This is a genomic window from Heyndrickxia sp. FSL K6-6286 (assembly GCF_038630395.1).
Classification (GTDB): Bacteria; Bacillota; Bacilli; order Bacillales; family Bacillaceae_C; genus Heyndrickxia; species Heyndrickxia oleronia.
The window spans coordinates 4,431,764-4,447,073 of record NZ_CP152029.1 but is presented as its reverse complement, the minus strand read 5'-3'; the positions used below and the strand labels follow the sequence as shown (position 1 = coordinate 4,447,073).

Annotated in this window: 19 protein-coding genes, 1 tRNA gene and 1 riboswitch; of the genes, 12 read left to right on the top strand and 8 right to left on the bottom strand. The window is 34.5% G+C overall.

Features of this window, described 5'->3' with window-relative positions; genetic code table 11:
* Positions 1-303: 303 nt before the first annotated feature.
* The 4 genes from MHI39_RS22510 to MHI39_RS22495 form a co-directional block, all read right to left on the bottom strand.
* The gene (locus MHI39_RS22510) at positions 304-819 is read right to left on the bottom strand and encodes a DUF3189 family protein (RefSeq protein ID WP_342540269.1); all 516 of its coding nucleotides are present in this window, start codon (positions 817-819) and stop codon (positions 304-306) included.
* 256 nt (positions 820-1,075) lie between these two features.
* A tRNA-Arg gene (locus tag MHI39_RS22505) sits at positions 1,076-1,148 on the bottom strand.
* A 143-nt stretch (positions 1,149-1,291) separates the two neighbouring features.
* Positions 1,292-2,470, bottom strand: a complete 1,179-nt coding sequence (locus tag MHI39_RS22500) for an NAD(P)/FAD-dependent oxidoreductase (RefSeq protein ID WP_058003040.1) — start codon at positions 2,468-2,470, stop codon at positions 1,292-1,294.
* A 26-nt stretch (positions 2,471-2,496) separates the two neighbouring features.
* On the bottom strand, positions 2,497-2,943 hold the full coding sequence (locus tag MHI39_RS22495) for a DUF1641 domain-containing protein (RefSeq protein WP_058003039.1): 447 nt from the start codon (positions 2,941-2,943) through the stop codon (positions 2,497-2,499).
* Positions 2,944-3,253: 310 nt separating this feature from the next.
* Between MHI39_RS22495 and MHI39_RS22490 the strand changes: the two genes are divergently transcribed.
* From MHI39_RS22490 to MHI39_RS22450, 9 genes are all read left to right on the top strand, one after another.
* Positions 3,254-3,799, top strand: coding sequence for a glycerol-3-phosphate responsive antiterminator (locus tag MHI39_RS22490; RefSeq protein ID WP_342540268.1), 546 nt, complete (start codon positions 3,254-3,256; stop codon positions 3,797-3,799).
* Between the two features lie 201 nt (positions 3,800-4,000).
* Positions 4,001-4,816, top strand: coding sequence for an MIP/aquaporin family protein (locus MHI39_RS22485; RefSeq protein ID WP_058003037.1), 816 nt, complete (start codon positions 4,001-4,003; stop codon positions 4,814-4,816).
* A 12-nt stretch (positions 4,817-4,828) separates the two neighbouring features.
* A complete protein-coding gene (gene glpK, locus MHI39_RS22480) occupies positions 4,829-6,322 on the top strand; it encodes a glycerol kinase GlpK (RefSeq protein WP_058003036.1) in 1,494 nt (497 codons plus the stop codon).
* A 301-nt stretch (positions 6,323-6,623) separates the two neighbouring features.
* Complete coding sequence (dhaK, locus tag MHI39_RS22475; RefSeq protein WP_071975612.1) at positions 6,624-7,619, top strand: dihydroxyacetone kinase subunit DhaK; 996 nt, start codon at positions 6,624-6,626, stop codon at positions 7,617-7,619.
* Positions 7,620-7,645: 26 nt separating this feature from the next.
* Positions 7,646-8,269 carry a dihydroxyacetone kinase subunit DhaL gene (dhaL, locus tag MHI39_RS22470; protein WP_058003034.1) on the top strand — a complete coding sequence of 208 codons (624 nt, stop codon included), beginning with the start codon at positions 7,646-7,648 and terminating at the stop codon, positions 8,267-8,269.
* Positions 8,266-8,643 carry a dihydroxyacetone kinase phosphoryl donor subunit DhaM gene (gene dhaM / locus MHI39_RS22465; RefSeq protein ID WP_310795827.1) on the top strand — a complete coding sequence of 126 codons (378 nt, stop codon included), beginning with the start codon at positions 8,266-8,268 and terminating at the stop codon, positions 8,641-8,643. The genes dhaL and dhaM overlap by 4 nt, the downstream gene beginning before the upstream one ends.
* A gap of 713 nt (positions 8,644-9,356) precedes the next feature.
* Entirely contained in the window at positions 9,357-9,884 is a 528-nt protein-coding gene (locus MHI39_RS22460; protein ID WP_259547891.1) for an RNA polymerase sigma factor, read from the top strand.
* Entirely contained in the window at positions 9,868-10,635 is a 768-nt protein-coding gene (locus MHI39_RS22455) for a hypothetical protein (protein WP_058003032.1), read from the top strand. The genes MHI39_RS22460 and MHI39_RS22455 overlap by 17 nt, the downstream gene beginning before the upstream one ends.
* A gap of 46 nt (positions 10,636-10,681) precedes the next feature.
* On the top strand, positions 10,682-10,843 hold the full coding sequence (locus MHI39_RS22450; protein ID WP_169792979.1) for a hypothetical protein: 162 nt from the start codon (positions 10,682-10,684) through the stop codon (positions 10,841-10,843).
* 193 nt (positions 10,844-11,036) lie between these two features.
* Here the strand turns inward: MHI39_RS22450 and MHI39_RS22445 are convergent, their stop codons facing one another.
* From MHI39_RS22445 to MHI39_RS22435, 3 genes are all read right to left on the bottom strand, one after another.
* Positions 11,037-11,294 carry an ATP-binding protein gene (locus tag MHI39_RS22445; protein WP_342540267.1) on the bottom strand — a complete coding sequence of 86 codons (258 nt, stop codon included), beginning with the start codon at positions 11,292-11,294 and terminating at the stop codon, positions 11,037-11,039.
* Positions 11,295-11,311: 17 nt separating this feature from the next.
* Positions 11,312-11,908, bottom strand: a complete 597-nt coding sequence (locus MHI39_RS22440) for a PAS domain S-box protein (protein WP_342540266.1) — start codon at positions 11,906-11,908, stop codon at positions 11,312-11,314.
* A gap of 118 nt (positions 11,909-12,026) precedes the next feature.
* Positions 12,027-12,224, bottom strand: coding sequence for a hypothetical protein (locus MHI39_RS22435; protein ID WP_058003030.1), 198 nt, complete (start codon positions 12,222-12,224; stop codon positions 12,027-12,029).
* 419 nt (positions 12,225-12,643) lie between these two features.
* Positions 12,644-12,731, top strand: a riboswitch (cyclic di-GMP riboswitch).
* Between the two features lie 310 nt (positions 12,732-13,041).
* Between MHI39_RS22435 and MHI39_RS22430 the strand changes: the two genes are divergently transcribed.
* Entirely contained in the window at positions 13,042-13,338 is a 297-nt protein-coding gene (locus MHI39_RS22430; RefSeq protein ID WP_139254846.1) for a hypothetical protein, read from the top strand.
* A gap of 49 nt (positions 13,339-13,387) precedes the next feature.
* Here MHI39_RS22430 and MHI39_RS22425 read toward each other — a convergent pair whose 3' ends face one another.
* Positions 13,388-13,951, bottom strand: coding sequence for a carbonic anhydrase (locus tag MHI39_RS22425; RefSeq protein ID WP_058003028.1), 564 nt, complete (start codon positions 13,949-13,951; stop codon positions 13,388-13,390).
* 178 nt (positions 13,952-14,129) lie between these two features.
* Between MHI39_RS22425 and MHI39_RS22420 the strand changes: the two genes are divergently transcribed.
* Together MHI39_RS22420 and MHI39_RS22415 are read left to right on the top strand one after the other, a co-directional pair.
* The gene (locus MHI39_RS22420; RefSeq protein ID WP_058003027.1) at positions 14,130-14,774 is read left to right on the top strand and encodes a class I SAM-dependent methyltransferase; all 645 of its coding nucleotides are present in this window, start codon (positions 14,130-14,132) and stop codon (positions 14,772-14,774) included.
* 48 nt (positions 14,775-14,822) lie between these two features.
* Positions 14,823-15,293, top strand: a complete 471-nt coding sequence (locus tag MHI39_RS22415) for an S-ribosylhomocysteine lyase (RefSeq protein WP_078111312.1) — start codon at positions 14,823-14,825, stop codon at positions 15,291-15,293.
* The last annotated feature ends 17 nt before the right edge of the window (positions 15,294-15,310 follow it).

Genomic DNA, 15,310 nt, shown 5'->3' with positions numbered 1-15,310 from the left:
AGTTTCAAATTTGATGGAATATTGTGAAGTTAAATCGTATGGTAGATTAGCTGTTAATGATTAAAATTAGAGGATACGAAACAGGGTGTGCAAGGGAGGGGCACAAAAGAAATGCACAGGATAATTTGTAGTTAAAAAAGGGTATCTAGATGCTTTAAAATCAACAAGATACCCCATTAATGAACATGATTTTATTGGTGGGAAGAACACAAAGAACTTGATATGACAATAATACACATCTATTTTTTTAGTTTCCTTTTATCTAGCAAGTATGTATAAATCGATATACTTACTTTTATTACTCTAAATTTTATATTGTTTATTTTCTAAGACGATAATTTTCTCATGAGTCGGAGTAAGAGCGGTTCGTTTGGTATTTTCCACTAATTCATGAATTTGATCCACACATTTTTGGGCTCCCATTACTAATAATGGAACCCCGATAGGATTTAATTTTAGTCCTTTCGCGAGAAATCCTCCTAAGGACATAGAAAAAGGGACAGTAGGTGACGTATTAGAAAAAATAATCCGTTCCTCCACTTTGAAATGTTTCAATAGAAGAATTCCGAAATTTAAAAGTGAAGGAATGACAAGATTTTGCGATTTTCTACCTAATGTATAAACAGAGTTTCCTTCCGCATCTTTTCCATGGAATATAAACGTACCGAAATCTTTATTGCTTAGTTTGTTAAAATAAGGAACTGATAAAATTTCCTCTTTTGATAGAGATGTGAATGGTGGTTTAAGAATTTGCAAATGAATAGCTGCAGCCAGTGAAGTGGTATGGGTTCCACCGTAGTCGTTATAAATATATATCATAAAATCTTCCTTTCAAGAAATTCAAAAGTGAGTTAACTACAAATAATTCTGTATTTAATAGGTAGGATATTTCTCAAAGTTAGAAACATATAGGTACAAATGAACCTTGAAAGTTAGTTTGCATATTATTTTTGTTCTTATTCTGCAAACGATTGTACTACATTAGATGTTACAATTCTTATCATTGGTTCAGAGACAAAAAAAAACAAAGGTTTCAAAATTACTGAAACCCTTGTCTTTCTTGAGTTTTTATTAACGGCCCCGAGAGGACTCGAACCTCCGACGCATGGTTTAGGAAACCAACGCTCTATCCGCTGAGCTACGGAGCCATAATAAATTATTTTTCATTTAACGACACTAATATTATATATGAATTATCCTATTTTGAAAAGTTAGAGACTCAAAAGGAATAGAAAAGCAAAGGCATTGTAGGCTTTTAGCTGCCTTTGCTTTTTAGTTTATGATGAAAGGTTTAATAAGCTAGGCTGAATAACCCTTTGATATGAGATAAGTAACGAATATTACTTGCTTCCTTCATTAAAGATGCTGGAAGACCTTTTAATGGTGTTTGATTTCCACCGATAATAGCAACTGCATCTTTTCGACCAAGACTTGCAAGTGTTCCAGAATCTACTGGAGAGAATTCTTCTAATTTCTTATCTGCTATTAAAGCAAAGACATTGTATCCAACAAGTTCACCCATTTGCCAAGCATTTTGTGCAGTTGGAGCATATGGACGCCCATTTGGAGCCATTAATACAGCACTGTCACCTACAACAAATACATCAGGATGAGAAACAGATTGAAGATATTCATTGACTGTTGCACGGCCACGATTCACTTCAAGACCTGATTCACCAACTAGTGGATTTCCTTGTACCCCACCAGTCCAAACAAATGTATTAGTAACAATCTTTTGACCATCTTTTAAATCAACCGTATTGCCTTCAACATTTGTTACAGGAAGACCAGTTAAGAATTTAACGCCACGTTTTTCTAAGCTTGTTGTAGCACGCTCGATTAAGTGGTCTGGTAAAACTGGTAAAATTTTAGGACCAGCTTCTACAAGCATAATTTTAAGTTCTTTTGGATCAATTCCATATTTTTTAGCTACACCTGGAATAGTGTCAACAATTTCACCGACTAATTCTACTCCAGTTAAGCCACCGCCACCAATAAGGATTGTAGCGTCAGCTTCATTTTTTGTTTTTGCGTATTCTTGAATACGTCCTTCAATATGACGGAAAATTTTGTTCGCATCATTGGTTGATTTTAATACCATACTGTTTTCTTCTAATCCTGGAATTCCGAAATAAGAAGTAACACTACCTAGGCCGACAACAAGTACATCATATTTAAGTGCAGTGCTATCTGCAAGATGTATTTCTTTTTTGTCTACTGAGAAAGAAGTGACCTTTGAAATTTTAAGATCAATATCTTTACCTTTGAATAGTTTTTCTAATGGCATTGCAATCGCTTGTTCAGAAATATTTCCTGCAGCTAAGCGATGAAGCTCAGTGATGATTTGGTGTGTTGGGTACTGATTAATAACTGTAACAGTAGCTTCTGACTTATCTAAATATTTACGAATATTTAAGGCTGATAGAAGGCCACCATACCCAGCACCTAAAATGACGATATGTTTTGACATAGTTTATCCTCCATCCTATAAAGAAATTATCGTTGTTTACTACGTTGTTCAGACACTTGAAGAAATGCACTTAGGAAACGGAATAGTTTTTGTGCTTGTGGGTCTTTTAGCATTCTAAGTAGACCAAATAATCCGATTACTTCACCATTGTTCTCTTCAGCAAGATCTTTTGCTTCGATAGCTGTTTGAGCAATGCTTTTTACACTTGTTTTGATTGGTTCTACAATCTCAGAAATTGCTCCAACTGTATCATTCTTTAGTACTTCATCTGTAGAAACAGATTTTGCAAAATCATAGGACTTCGTTAAGATAGTAACGAGTTCTGTTAGTTTTGGCAATTGTTCAACTAATACAGTTAATGATTCCTGAACTTCAGGCTTTAATAACTGATCAAGCACATCAAGTTGTTGCTGGCTAGGAACAGGTTTTTGTACATTAAGCTCAGCGTTTGTTTGATTGTTAGTATCTGACATTTTCAATTCTCCTTTTCTTTAGGCATCACTACTAGGCTACTCCACTTCTAAATACTTGTCCATTAATTAGTGTGGATTTTTTATAAAAATATATATAAATTTCTTCCTATATTGTATCAATAAAATCACAAGAGGAAAATATTTCGTTTACAACTGGAAAACCCCTCATTTTAAATACATAAAATAGATTTTTTTCAATCAAATTGATCACTGAGCATTTTCTATTTTCCCCCTTTGAAAAATGACTTACGCTCGTCTTTTTTTTAATTTTTCTTCATATGAATGAATAAGACAAAAGTGAGGTGATTAATTGATCCAATTGGAGGGCATTATCCCGGCGATAAGAGGTATGAAGGGGTTTGATAAAATCTTGAAGAGTGAAAAGAAGCATATTGTTTTTTTAGAAACTCGCCTTTCACTACTTCTACATGCAGTAAAGCATGCAAAACAAATGGATAAGCAGGTACTCGTACATGTCGACTTAATTCAAGGATTAAAAGCGGATGAATATGGATTAGATTTTCTCATTAGAGATATGAAGGTAGATGGGATTATATCCACTAGAGGGAGCGCGATTAGTTATGCTAAAAGAAATAATGTAACTTCTATTCAAAGAGTGTTTGCATTAGACAGTCATGCTCTAGAAAATAGTATTAAAATGATAAATACGTTAAAGCCAGATTATATTGAAATCCTACCTGGTATTGTGCCGTTTATCTTAGAAGAGGTATATGAAAAAACGGGGATACCAATTATTGCAGGAGGGTTAATAAGGACAAAACAAGATATTGAATACGCATTTAGTAAGGGAGCTAGGGCAATCACAACCTCAATGCCATTATTATGGGAATTATAAAAATTTTTAATAAACCGGGTTGACTTTCTTGATATTCCGCATTAACCTGTAACTAACAAGTTAATAGGTGGATGGAGATACGGAGACCCATTTTCAATAGCTGTTTATCCTTGGATAAATAGTATATTGATTTTGGGTCTTTTTTGATGTCCCAATCATTGACTTGTAGAAATTGACTCTTACTTAAAGGGAGATGGGATGATGTCTGAATTTCTTGCCGAATTGATTGGAACGATGATTCTTATTATCTTTGGTGGTGGTGTTGTCGGCGGGGTAGTCCTTAAAAAGACAAAAGCTGAAGGCGCAGGATGGATCGTTATAGCGATTGGCTGGGGTCTTGCAGTGACAATGGGTGTCTATGCAGTAGGAAGTATTTCTGGAGCACATTTAAATCCTGCTGTTACAATTGGATTTGCTTCCATTGGTGAGTTTCCGTGGGATAAAGTGCCTCTATATATTCTGGCACAATTAATTGGAGGTTTCATCGGTGGTGTAATTGTCTTTTTTCAATATCTCCCACATTGGAAAGAAACAAAAGATCCAGGGGATCAGCTTGCAGTTTTTTCAACGGGTCCTGCCATTCGAAGTACTCTTTCGAATTTGGTAAGTGAAATGATTGGTACATTTGTCCTTATTATGGGGTTATTATTTATTGGTGCGAATGAATTTACGGAAGGGTTAAATCCTGCCATTGTTGGTTTATTAATCGTAGCGATTGGTTTATCATTAGGGGCAACAACAGGTTACGCAATTAATCCTGCACGTGATCTCGGACCAAGGCTTGCCCATGCGATATTACCGATTATTGGGAAAGGAAGCTCTGACTGGGGATATGCCTGGATTCCAATCATTGGCCCCATCCTTGGAGGAACTTATGGAGCATTATTTTATAAAGCTATCTTTATAGGAAAGTTTACAATTGCATTCTGGATTGTTAGCGTTGTCATTGTCATAATATTTATCGGTGCACTAATGAATGAATTAAAAAATAGAAATCTTTCAAAAAACAAGTTGTGAGGGGGAAAATACATGAATCGATATATACTAGCTCTTGACCAAGGAACAACAAGCTCACGTGCGATTCTATTTAATCATGAAGGAGAAATTATTGAAACGGCTCAGAGGGAGTTTGAACAATTTTTTCCAAAACCGGGCTGGGTTGAACATGATGCAAACGAGATTTGGACATCCATTTTGGCGTGTATGGCTGAAGTCATAAGAAAAGCAGATATTGAACCAGATCAAGTGGCTGGTATTGGGATTACGAATCAACGCGAAACGGCGGTTGTATGGGATAAGAATACTGGCAAACCAATTTATAAAGCTATTGTTTGGCAATCCAGGCAAACAGATGACATTTGTAAAGATCTCCGTGAAAAGGGTTACAATGATTTGTTTAGAGAGAAAACAGGATTACTCATTGATGCTTATTTTTCAGGGACAAAGGTTAAATGGATTCTTGATCATGTTGAGGGAGCAAGAGAAAAGGCAGAAAAAGGTGAATTATTATTTGGAACGATTGACACATGGTTGGTTTACAAGCTATCGGGCGGGAAAAGGCATGTTACTGACTATTCAAATGCCTCTCGAACACTAATGTATAATATCTATGATTTAAAATGGGACGATGAATTATTAGACATTCTTAATGTGCCAAAAAGTATGCTGCCAGAGGTGAGACCATCTTCGGAAATATATGCAAATACCGTTTCTTATCATTTCTTTGGTCATGAAATACCGATAGCTGGAATTGCGGGTGATCAGCAAGCAGCATTATTCGGGCAAGCATGTTTTGAAAAAGGCATGGCAAAAAATACTTATGGAACCGGATGCTTCATGCTAATGAATACGGGAGAAAAAGGAGTAAAATCTGATCATGGGCTACTAACTACTCTTGCATGGGGTGTTGATGGGAAAGTTGAGTATGCCCTTGAAGGAAGTATCTTTGTCGCTGGCTCAGCGATTCAATGGTTAAGAGATGGATTGAAAATGTTTGAGCATGCTCCTGACAGTGAAGCGTATGCAACAAAAGTGGAATCAACAGACGGAGTTTATATGGTACCTGCTTTTGTTGGGCTCGGAACTCCTTATTGGGATAGTGATGCGCGTGGTGCAGTATTTGGTTTAACGCGAGGAACAACAAAGGAACATTTTATTCGAGCGACATTAGAATCCCTTGCATACCAAACGAAAGATGTGTTAGATGCAATGATCTCTGATTCAGGGATTGAGCTGAAAACACTACGTGTCGATGGTGGTGCGGTGAAAAATAATTTCCTCATGCAGTTCCAGAGTGATATTCTCGGTACACCTGTTGATCGCCCAATAGTCAGTGAGACAACTGCATTAGGTGCTGCCTATCTAGCAGGCTTAGCTGTTGGCTATTGGAAGGATAGAGAAGAAATTTCAAAGCAATGGAAAATAGAAACTACGTTTACTAATAAATTAGATCGAGAAATAAGTAAGAAGCTGTATGAGGGATGGCAAAGGGCAGTAGCTGCTACACGGGCATTTAAAGCGTAATTTAATAATTATTACTCGTATAAGTTAATAGAATGGCAAGGACATAGAGACCGCAAGCATCAAAAGATATTGTCTTGGATGGATTGTGGTCTTTTTTTATAGGCCTTTTTTCACGCCTTGTTGCTATTAAGTAAAGATTACTAATTAACTATCGCCTGAAGACCGCTACATCTTTCACATTTAACGGAGAAAAGCATCCTTTATTAGGTATAAAAAGTTGGTAGTTTGGGCTTTTACAAAAACAACAAACGATACGAAAACAGCCTTTTTATATTAATCATTATTTAGGAGTGGGGTTATCATGAAAAAAATTATCAATGATCCTAATCAAGTAGTCCAAGATATGTTAAAAGGAGTACTTGCTGCGTTTCCAAATGAATTGAAGGTTATTGAAGGAACGACAGTTATTGTTAGAAAGGATTCTCCAGTTCCGAATAAAGTTGGAATTATTAGTGGAGGTGGTAGTGGTCATGAACCAGCACATGCAGGATATGTTGGGAAAGGGATGCTTGATGCAGCAGTAGCTGGTGAAGTGTTTACTTCCCCAACACCTGATCAAGTCTATGAAGCAATTAAAGCTGTAGATAGTGGGGCTGGTGTCTTAATGGTGATCAAAAATTATACGGGTGATGTAATGAATTTTGAAATGGCTGCAGAACTTGCTATAGCAGATGGAATTCATGTAGAAAAAGTCATTGTAAATGATGATGTTGCTGTTGAGGATAGTTCGTTTACAACGGGGCGAAGAGGGATAGCTGGGACGGTCTTTGTCCATAAAATTGTGGGTGCTAAAGCGGAAACGGGTGCTGAATTACATGAAGTAAAAGCTATAGCTGATAAAGTAGTACAAAATGTTCGTTCCATGGGAATGGCCATTAGTCCATGTACAGTCCCTGCAGCTGGAAAGCCTAGCTTTGTTCTTGATGAAACGGAAATGGAAATAGGGATGGGGATTCATGGAGAGCCTGGAATTGAGAAGAAAGGGATAGCTACTGCAAACGAAATTGCAGAAGAGCTTACAGGAAAGATTTTAGACGATATGGTTTTACAAAAAGGTGATGAGGTTGCTGTAATGATCAATGGATTAGGATCTACTCCGGAAATGGAACTTTATATAGTAAATGGAAAGGTTCATGACATCTTATCCAATCAAGGGATAAGCGTATATAGAACCTATGTAGGTGAGTTTATGACCTCATTAGAAATGGCTGGATGTTCGGTGACATTACTAAAGCTTGATAGTGAATTGAAACAATTATTAGATGCTGAATCCTTTGCCCCTGCATTTCGAAAATAATTGATTATATGAAGGATGGGAAGGAAATGAATTTAACAGTAAATGCTACTTTAAAATGGATGGAAAAAATGAATGAAAAAGTTCAAGCAAACAAAGAGTATTTGACTGAACTTGATCAGGCAATAGGTGATGGTGATCACGGTATTAATATGTCTAGAGGCTTTCAAGAAGTAGTGAATAAAATTTCTGTAACAAGCTATGAAACGGTATCAGATTGTTTGAAGGATGTTGCCATGACGCTAATGACTAAGGTTGGCGGAGCGTCTGGCCCCTTATATGGCACTGCTTTTTTGAAAATGTCCATCTCCCTGAGAGGAAAAGATAAAGTGGACGGGATGGCTCTTATATTAGCCATTGATGAAGCGGTAAAGGGAATGATACAACGAGGAAAAGCGGCAGTTGGTAATAAAACAATGCTTGATGTTTGGATTCCCATTCTTAACCTGTTCCAAGAAAAACAAAGTATTGATTGGAATGATGTTGAAAGGACTGCAAAAAATTCTATGGAGAAAACAAGAGAAATGCTAGCCATAAAAGGAAGAGCTGCTTATTTAAAAGAACGATCAATTGGCCATATCGATGCAGGTTCAGCTTCCTCTTTTTATCTATTCCAATCACTTGCTGAAGTTGCGAGGGAGTGTGAAATATGATGGAAACTGTGGGAATTGTTCTAATTTCTCATAGTATAAAGGTTGTCGAGGGAATTAAAGAGATCATTTCCCAAGTAGTTGACAATGTGTCGATACAATTAGCAGGTGGAACAGATCATCAAATGATCGGAACAAGTGTGGAGAAAATCCTGTCAGCGATAGAACGAGCACATAGTTCAAAAGGTATCATTCTCCTTTATGATTTGGGAAGTGCATTGATGAATGCAGAGCTAGCAATTGAAATGTCACAATATGAGAATATAAAAATCGCTGCGGATATTCCTTTAGTAGAAGGAGCATATATTGCGGCGGTAGAGGCTGGAATGGGTAAAGAGATTGATCAAATTCTTGAGAGCTTGGAAAAATGTTTTTGAAAGACTCCTTTCTCAAATATAGTTACTAATTAAGGAAAGTTTTAATGAATCACTATCGGTTGAAGAGTGCTGTATTTTATTTCTGAGAAAATATCATAATGTCGCTGAATTCTTTATTGGGTGTAAAAACCCGCAGTTTGGCTTTTACAAAAGCAACAAACCATACCAAAACAGCCTCTTCTAAAAAGAGAGTCCGAAGAAATGAAAATCCCGACCAAAATTAGGTCGGGTATATATAAAATAAAAAGGAGGTTCACTAGACTGAAATTAGGGGGAGTCTAGTATTAGGAAAGCCTTGCTTGTCCTTGTGAATAAAATATTAAACTAAAAATCCTAAAAAAATATGAAAGAAAGATGATAATTAGATGAGAAACAATTTTGACACAAATTATATAAGTGCTTAAAAAATGCACTTCAATGAAATTAAAATAATTCGTCTGACAAAAACAAATGAATTTACTAACATCATAATGCGAACCACCAATGGAAAACAGATAAAGTAGACTGTGTTTTTTGCATTTTATTAATAAACCTATTGTCGGATAATACATCTATATTTTTTACTAACCATTTGGTAGGGACCCGTTTAAACGGGTCCCTTTTTACTATAATGAAGGTATAGTGGTACAAAAAAATAATTTTATTAATTTTAAAACTTTTTATAATTATTTCCGTCTAAATATAGAATTTCTAACAGAATAGGAGGGGGAAAGTTGAGGAAAGGGAGGAAACATGATATCGAGGAATGGTATTTGGAGTATGGGGATGCAATTTTTAAATACATTTTATTGATGGTAAAGGATTATCAGTTAGCAGAAGATTTAACACATGAAACCTTTATGAAAGCATATATGAATTATCATGCATTTAAAGGGGAATCTAGCCCAAAAACTTGGCTATTTAGTATTGGTCATAATGTTACAGTAGATGAATTGAGAAAGAGGAAACCTCTTATGATTTTTAAAGAAATCTTACATTTCAATAAGGATAAGAGTCCTCTGCCTGAAGAGATTGTCCAAATAAAAGAAACATCAAAAGAGATTTATCGAGCATTAGGGGAACTCAAAAGTTCATATAGGGAAGTTATTATTTTGCGCAAAATTAAAAGGTTTTCAATTGAGGAAACATCTAAGATTTTGAATTGGTCTGAGAGCAGGGTGAAATCTACACTTTTCCGAGCCATTCCTGCATTAGAGGAAAAAATGTTAAAGGAGGCTTTTCTGAATGAAAAAACAGTATGAAGAAAGTATCTATGATGGATACTTAGAAAGATTAGATTCAGAAATTATTTGGGACGAGAACAGAAGTAGACATTTGCATAAAAAAGTAATGCAGGATATGAAAAGGTTGAATGTTCGAACGAGAATGAAAAAGTTGTTTGTTTATACTTCAACTGCTATGGCCCTTCTAATACTAACAATTTTTAGCTATGACTTGGTAGATAAAAATAAGGAGTTACAAATGGCAGATCCAAAAACAAATGAGGAGTTACATATGCAACAAGTCGCTAATGAGAATAAAAAATATCGAACAGCATTCAAAAAAATACAGATTGGGGATCCTATAACATTTAATGGGAAAACATCGATGATAATTTCTAAAGAAGCAACTATTCCAATTGATTTGAAAGAAGTAATTCCTAATATCACAGATTTAAGTTCAATTTCTTATTCTACTGCATTGACCAATGTAGAAGTGTTTTATTCCTATGGTAATGATGGGAATTATCTCATGATTAAGCCAAAACCCACTATATCCTCCATTGATGAAGTAATTAAGGAAAAGCTAGCATATAAAAAGGCGAATACAAAGGAATTGAATATATCCGGAAAAAAAGCAGTACTATGGGAAAATAAGGAGGGATTAGCACCAGAATTATTTTTAGTGACAGCAAATTATATTTATAGTGTGGAATATGGATATATACACCAACCGGATTCTAAAGTGGAGCCGTTAATCCAGCTAGCCGAACAAATTCAATTTCATGAATAAATTTCTTCTATTCTAATGGATACTAATAGAAGATAGGAGGGATTGTATGGAAATAAAGGTTGGACAAATATATAAACAAAAGGAAAAGGATACGATGGCAATGGTCACTGGGATTAAAAATGAGAGAATATTTCTAGGAAATGGCGTTTCTACATCGAAGGGAACTTTGCATAATCATTATATATTAATAAAAGATGTTGAGAGTTGAAGGAAATAATTAGAAAGGAGCTGTCTATTTAGGGAATCCCCGATAATGGTTAGCTCCTCTCTTACTTTTAAATAATAAAATTGCTTCAAAACCTAGCCTTAAGGCTTAATGACCTCTTCACAATAAAAGAACGGACTTAAGTATCATCCACTTATTAATTTTCTCTATTATGCTCGCAAGAGGCTTTCGATTTTTAAGAACTTAGTGTACTGAAAAAGGGTTGAAAACTTATTGGTAATAGTATTTCGATTGTCGTCCCTATACCTTCTTCACTTTCAATTATTAATTCTCCATGATGACTTTCAATAATTTTGAAGCAGGTCATTAGACCAAGACCCGTTCCCTTTTCCTTAGTTGTATAAAAAGGTTCACCAAGTGTAGGAATCCGTTCTTTAGGGATTCCTACTCCATGGTCATTTACAGAGATGGAGATTTGGTTTGGACTTTTCATTTGAGCATTTATTTTAATTAATCCTCCATTTGACCTACGAGCGCTAGTTTTTCAGACTTCAGTAGTAGGGAATCTGTTTGTTTTTTATCATCTGTGACATCTTTTCCAATCGAAAGGATAATTTCTTTTCCTTCATATTGGGATAATTCGGAGGTTACTTCAAAAAAGATGATTTTACCATCGAGTCTTTTTAATCTCACAACAATACTTGATGTTGCTACATTTTTCTGTAGTCCTTTTCTAATTTCTTTTATATTGTTGTTAGAATCAAATATTAGAAAATCATAAATAGATCTACCGATAAGTTCATTTTTGTTATGAGCAGCGATCATTTTTTCTGCAGCTTTATTTACAAATAGAATGATACTATCTTGATGAATAATTACAGGCTTGGGGAGCCACTCTATTAATTTTTTATAATTTTGCTCGCTTTTTTTTCTTTCCTTAGCAAATAATCTTAATTTATCATATTGCCATCCCACAATCCAAGCGATGAGAGTCGCGACTAAACATTCAGTAATATCTAGAAAATGATACTCTCCGAAAAAAATCGCCTGAACCAAAGAAAATAAAATGGAGATAGAAACTAGTATTATTTGAGCATTTCTTTTCATATTCAAATCCTCTTTCGAAAAGGTAATGTTGGAATATGGGTAACGAGTTCATCAATATCAACCATTATGTACGACTATTATACCACTATTGGTTAGAATTTTATAAATTTTATAAAAATTAGTACAGCATAATATAAATAATAAAAATCAAGCCTAACATTTCAATACCTAATGTACGTAATTTTTTACTACTTGTTCTACATACTTCGGTAATGATCCAATCAAACACATATAAAATAAGGACAAATACTATTAATTTTAGATACATATGAATGGTTAATGATTGAAAGATTTGGGCGAGACTGTCTTTATTCATAGAAGAACACTCCTTTTAAATTTTTCCATAACTATTTAAGAGGATTGACTAAAATAGATGTTAATATATGTTTTTTCCACATTCATTGTTGCTACTTAGATAAAGTTTTAACGAATAAAATAGGTTGAAAACATATCTCGCTTCATTCTTACACAAACTCTGAAGTCTTTATTAGGGGGGGAAATCTGACAGTCGGGCTATTACAAAAGCAATACACTATAAGAAAGCATCCTAGTATATTGGTTGAAGATATTTTTGAATAGATTATTATTCCAAAAATGGATGATTAATACAATAAAAAAGAGAAAAGTTACAAAAAAAGGTATTTAATAAAGGTATATGTGAACATTCATTGAAATTGAACAAAAGAATGTTGATAATGATTAATGTTCATTATAAAATGTTAGGTAGCAAAAATTCTAACGAAATGGCAAACCTTGCGAAAGTGAGGGACGCAAAGCTACGGGTCTAAGGTTCATTTTGAATGATGATCGCCGGGCTGCCGAATAGTCATAATGAGCTTATTAAAATTGACTATTTCTATATGGGAATAGTTTTTTTGCTGTTTACCACTTTTCGTTAATAAGGTTTCATGCAAAAGTTTTTTGGGAAAGATTATGATTCCTTTTAAATACTTTTGAATGATGAAAAGGGGACGGAGCGTCGCTAACTTGAATAGTATAAAGATTTATACTTAAATAGCAAAAGATTTTGATCTGCTTGGCTCTGCTCACACCGCCTTATCAGAAGAAATCAAATGATTTCATGATAAATGGTGGAGACGAGAATTGCCCCATACTAGTTTTCTAGGAGGATTATGATGGGAAATGAAATTGTACTTGAATCAACTATAGAATATTCAAGTGTTCGCATTAGTTTAAATCAAATGAAGGATTTGTTATATAAATATATTCTTCCATTAAACGAATTGAATATTAGATTAAGTGATGGTGAACAGATTCAAATTAGTAGTGAGACATTAATTAATTTATTACTGACAAAACTTAGCCGTAATCAATTACTAGAATTAATTCATATGTTTCAAATTATTAATAGCCGTAAATCAAATATTAAGCACTATTTAGAATATATTTTACATGGAATTTCTATGTAATTAGACAAATAAGTTAAGCGAAAAAATCCCTGCATTTGGCAGGGAGAGCTTAATTTTCATATCCATTAACAACTAAATCCAATTTTCCTGTCTCAGGGTCGATAACTAAACCATGGACTGGAATATCTTTTGACATTAACGGATGATGTTTGACCATATCTACACTATGCTTTACACTATCTTCAACACGATCAAAGCCTTGGAACCATTCATGTAAATCGATACCGGAGTATTTAATTGTTTCTAGTGTTTGTTCCTCTATCCCTCTTTGCTTTAACTTTTCCAATACAGAATCACTGTTAATCGCACTCATTCCACAATCATGATGACCAATAACTAAAACTTCATCTGCATGTAATTCATAAACAGCGATTAATAAGCTTCTCATAATACTGCCAAATGGGTGAGAAACAATCGCACCTGCATTTTTTATTATTTTTACATCACCGTTTTTGGTATTGGTTGCTTTATGTAGCAGCTCAACAAGTCTAGTGTCCATACATGTTAGAATTACTAAACGTTTATCGGGATATTTCGTTGTTGTAAAATCCTCATATTTTTTTTGGGATACAAATTCCTCATTGTAGCTGAGAATATCATTTAATAATGTCATTCTATCACCTCAAATTAATAGCTTTTCAATTAATGAACCACTTTTAATTTTAACTCAATTTTTAACACTTGAAAAACAAATTAGGCGAATGGACTATTTTCATTTGCTCGATTGCACATTTCTTTATTTCATGCTACATTAAATTCATAGTTTTTTTATAGGAAATGAGGGGATTAAAGTGGGCAGAGAGTTTAATGAACTATTTGATCAGTGGTCCCATACTTATGATGACACAGTAACTGGAAATGATCCTGAATATGAAGAAGTTTTTACTCATTATGATGTGATTCTTTCAGAAGTTGCAAAGAATGCTTCCGGTACCGTTGTAGAATTCGGGGTAGGTACGGGGAATTTAACTAAGAAATTATTGAATAGAGGATTAAATGTATATGGATTGGAACCATCAAGTGAAATGAGAAAAATTGCAAAGGATAAATTACCAGAGGTTCCAATTTGGGATGGAGACTTTCTTGAATTTCCAAATATATCAGTGCCAATTCATACTTTTGTCAGCACATATGCCTTTCATCATTTAACAGATGAGGAAAAGGGTAAAGCGATTAAAAAATATAGCCAGCTTTTAACTGCGGATGGGAGAATTCTTTTTGCAGACACCGTTTTTGCTACGGAGGATGAAAAAAAGAAAATGATTGAATGGGCTAAACGAAAAGGATTTAACCGGTTAGCTACGGATATAGAGACAGAGTATTATACTACGATTCCAGTTCTGCAAACTATTTTCAATCAAAATGGTTTTTCCGTTGAATTCAAAAAATTAAACCGATTTGTATGGTTAATTGATGCGAAGAGACAAAATTGTTAGATTATTATATAAAGAAATATATTTAAGAGGAGAAGGGAGAAAGTAGACATGACAGTAGAAAAGAAAATGAATGTAGAAAGTTTTAATTTAGATCATACAAAAGTAAAAGCTCCTTATGTGCGTTTAGCAGGGGTGAAAGAAGGGTTTAATGGAGATATCATTCATAAATATGATATTCGCTTTTGCCAACCGAATAAAGAGCATATGGAGATGCCAGCACTCCATTCCTTAGAGCATATGATGGCAGAATTCAGTAGAAATTATTCCAACAATATTGTTGATATTAGTCCGATGGGCTGTCAAACAGGTTTTTACCTTTCTCTAATTAATCACAATGATTATGATGATGTACTTACTATTCTTGAAAAAACATTGAATGATGTCTTAACAGCTACAGAGGTGCCCGCATGTAATGAAGTCCAATGCGGTTGGGCAGCAAGTCATAGTTTAGAAGGGGCGCAAGCGATCGCTAAAACGATGTTAGAAAAGAAAAATGAATGGTCTAAGGTATTTGCTTAAGAAAGGATTGTTCATTG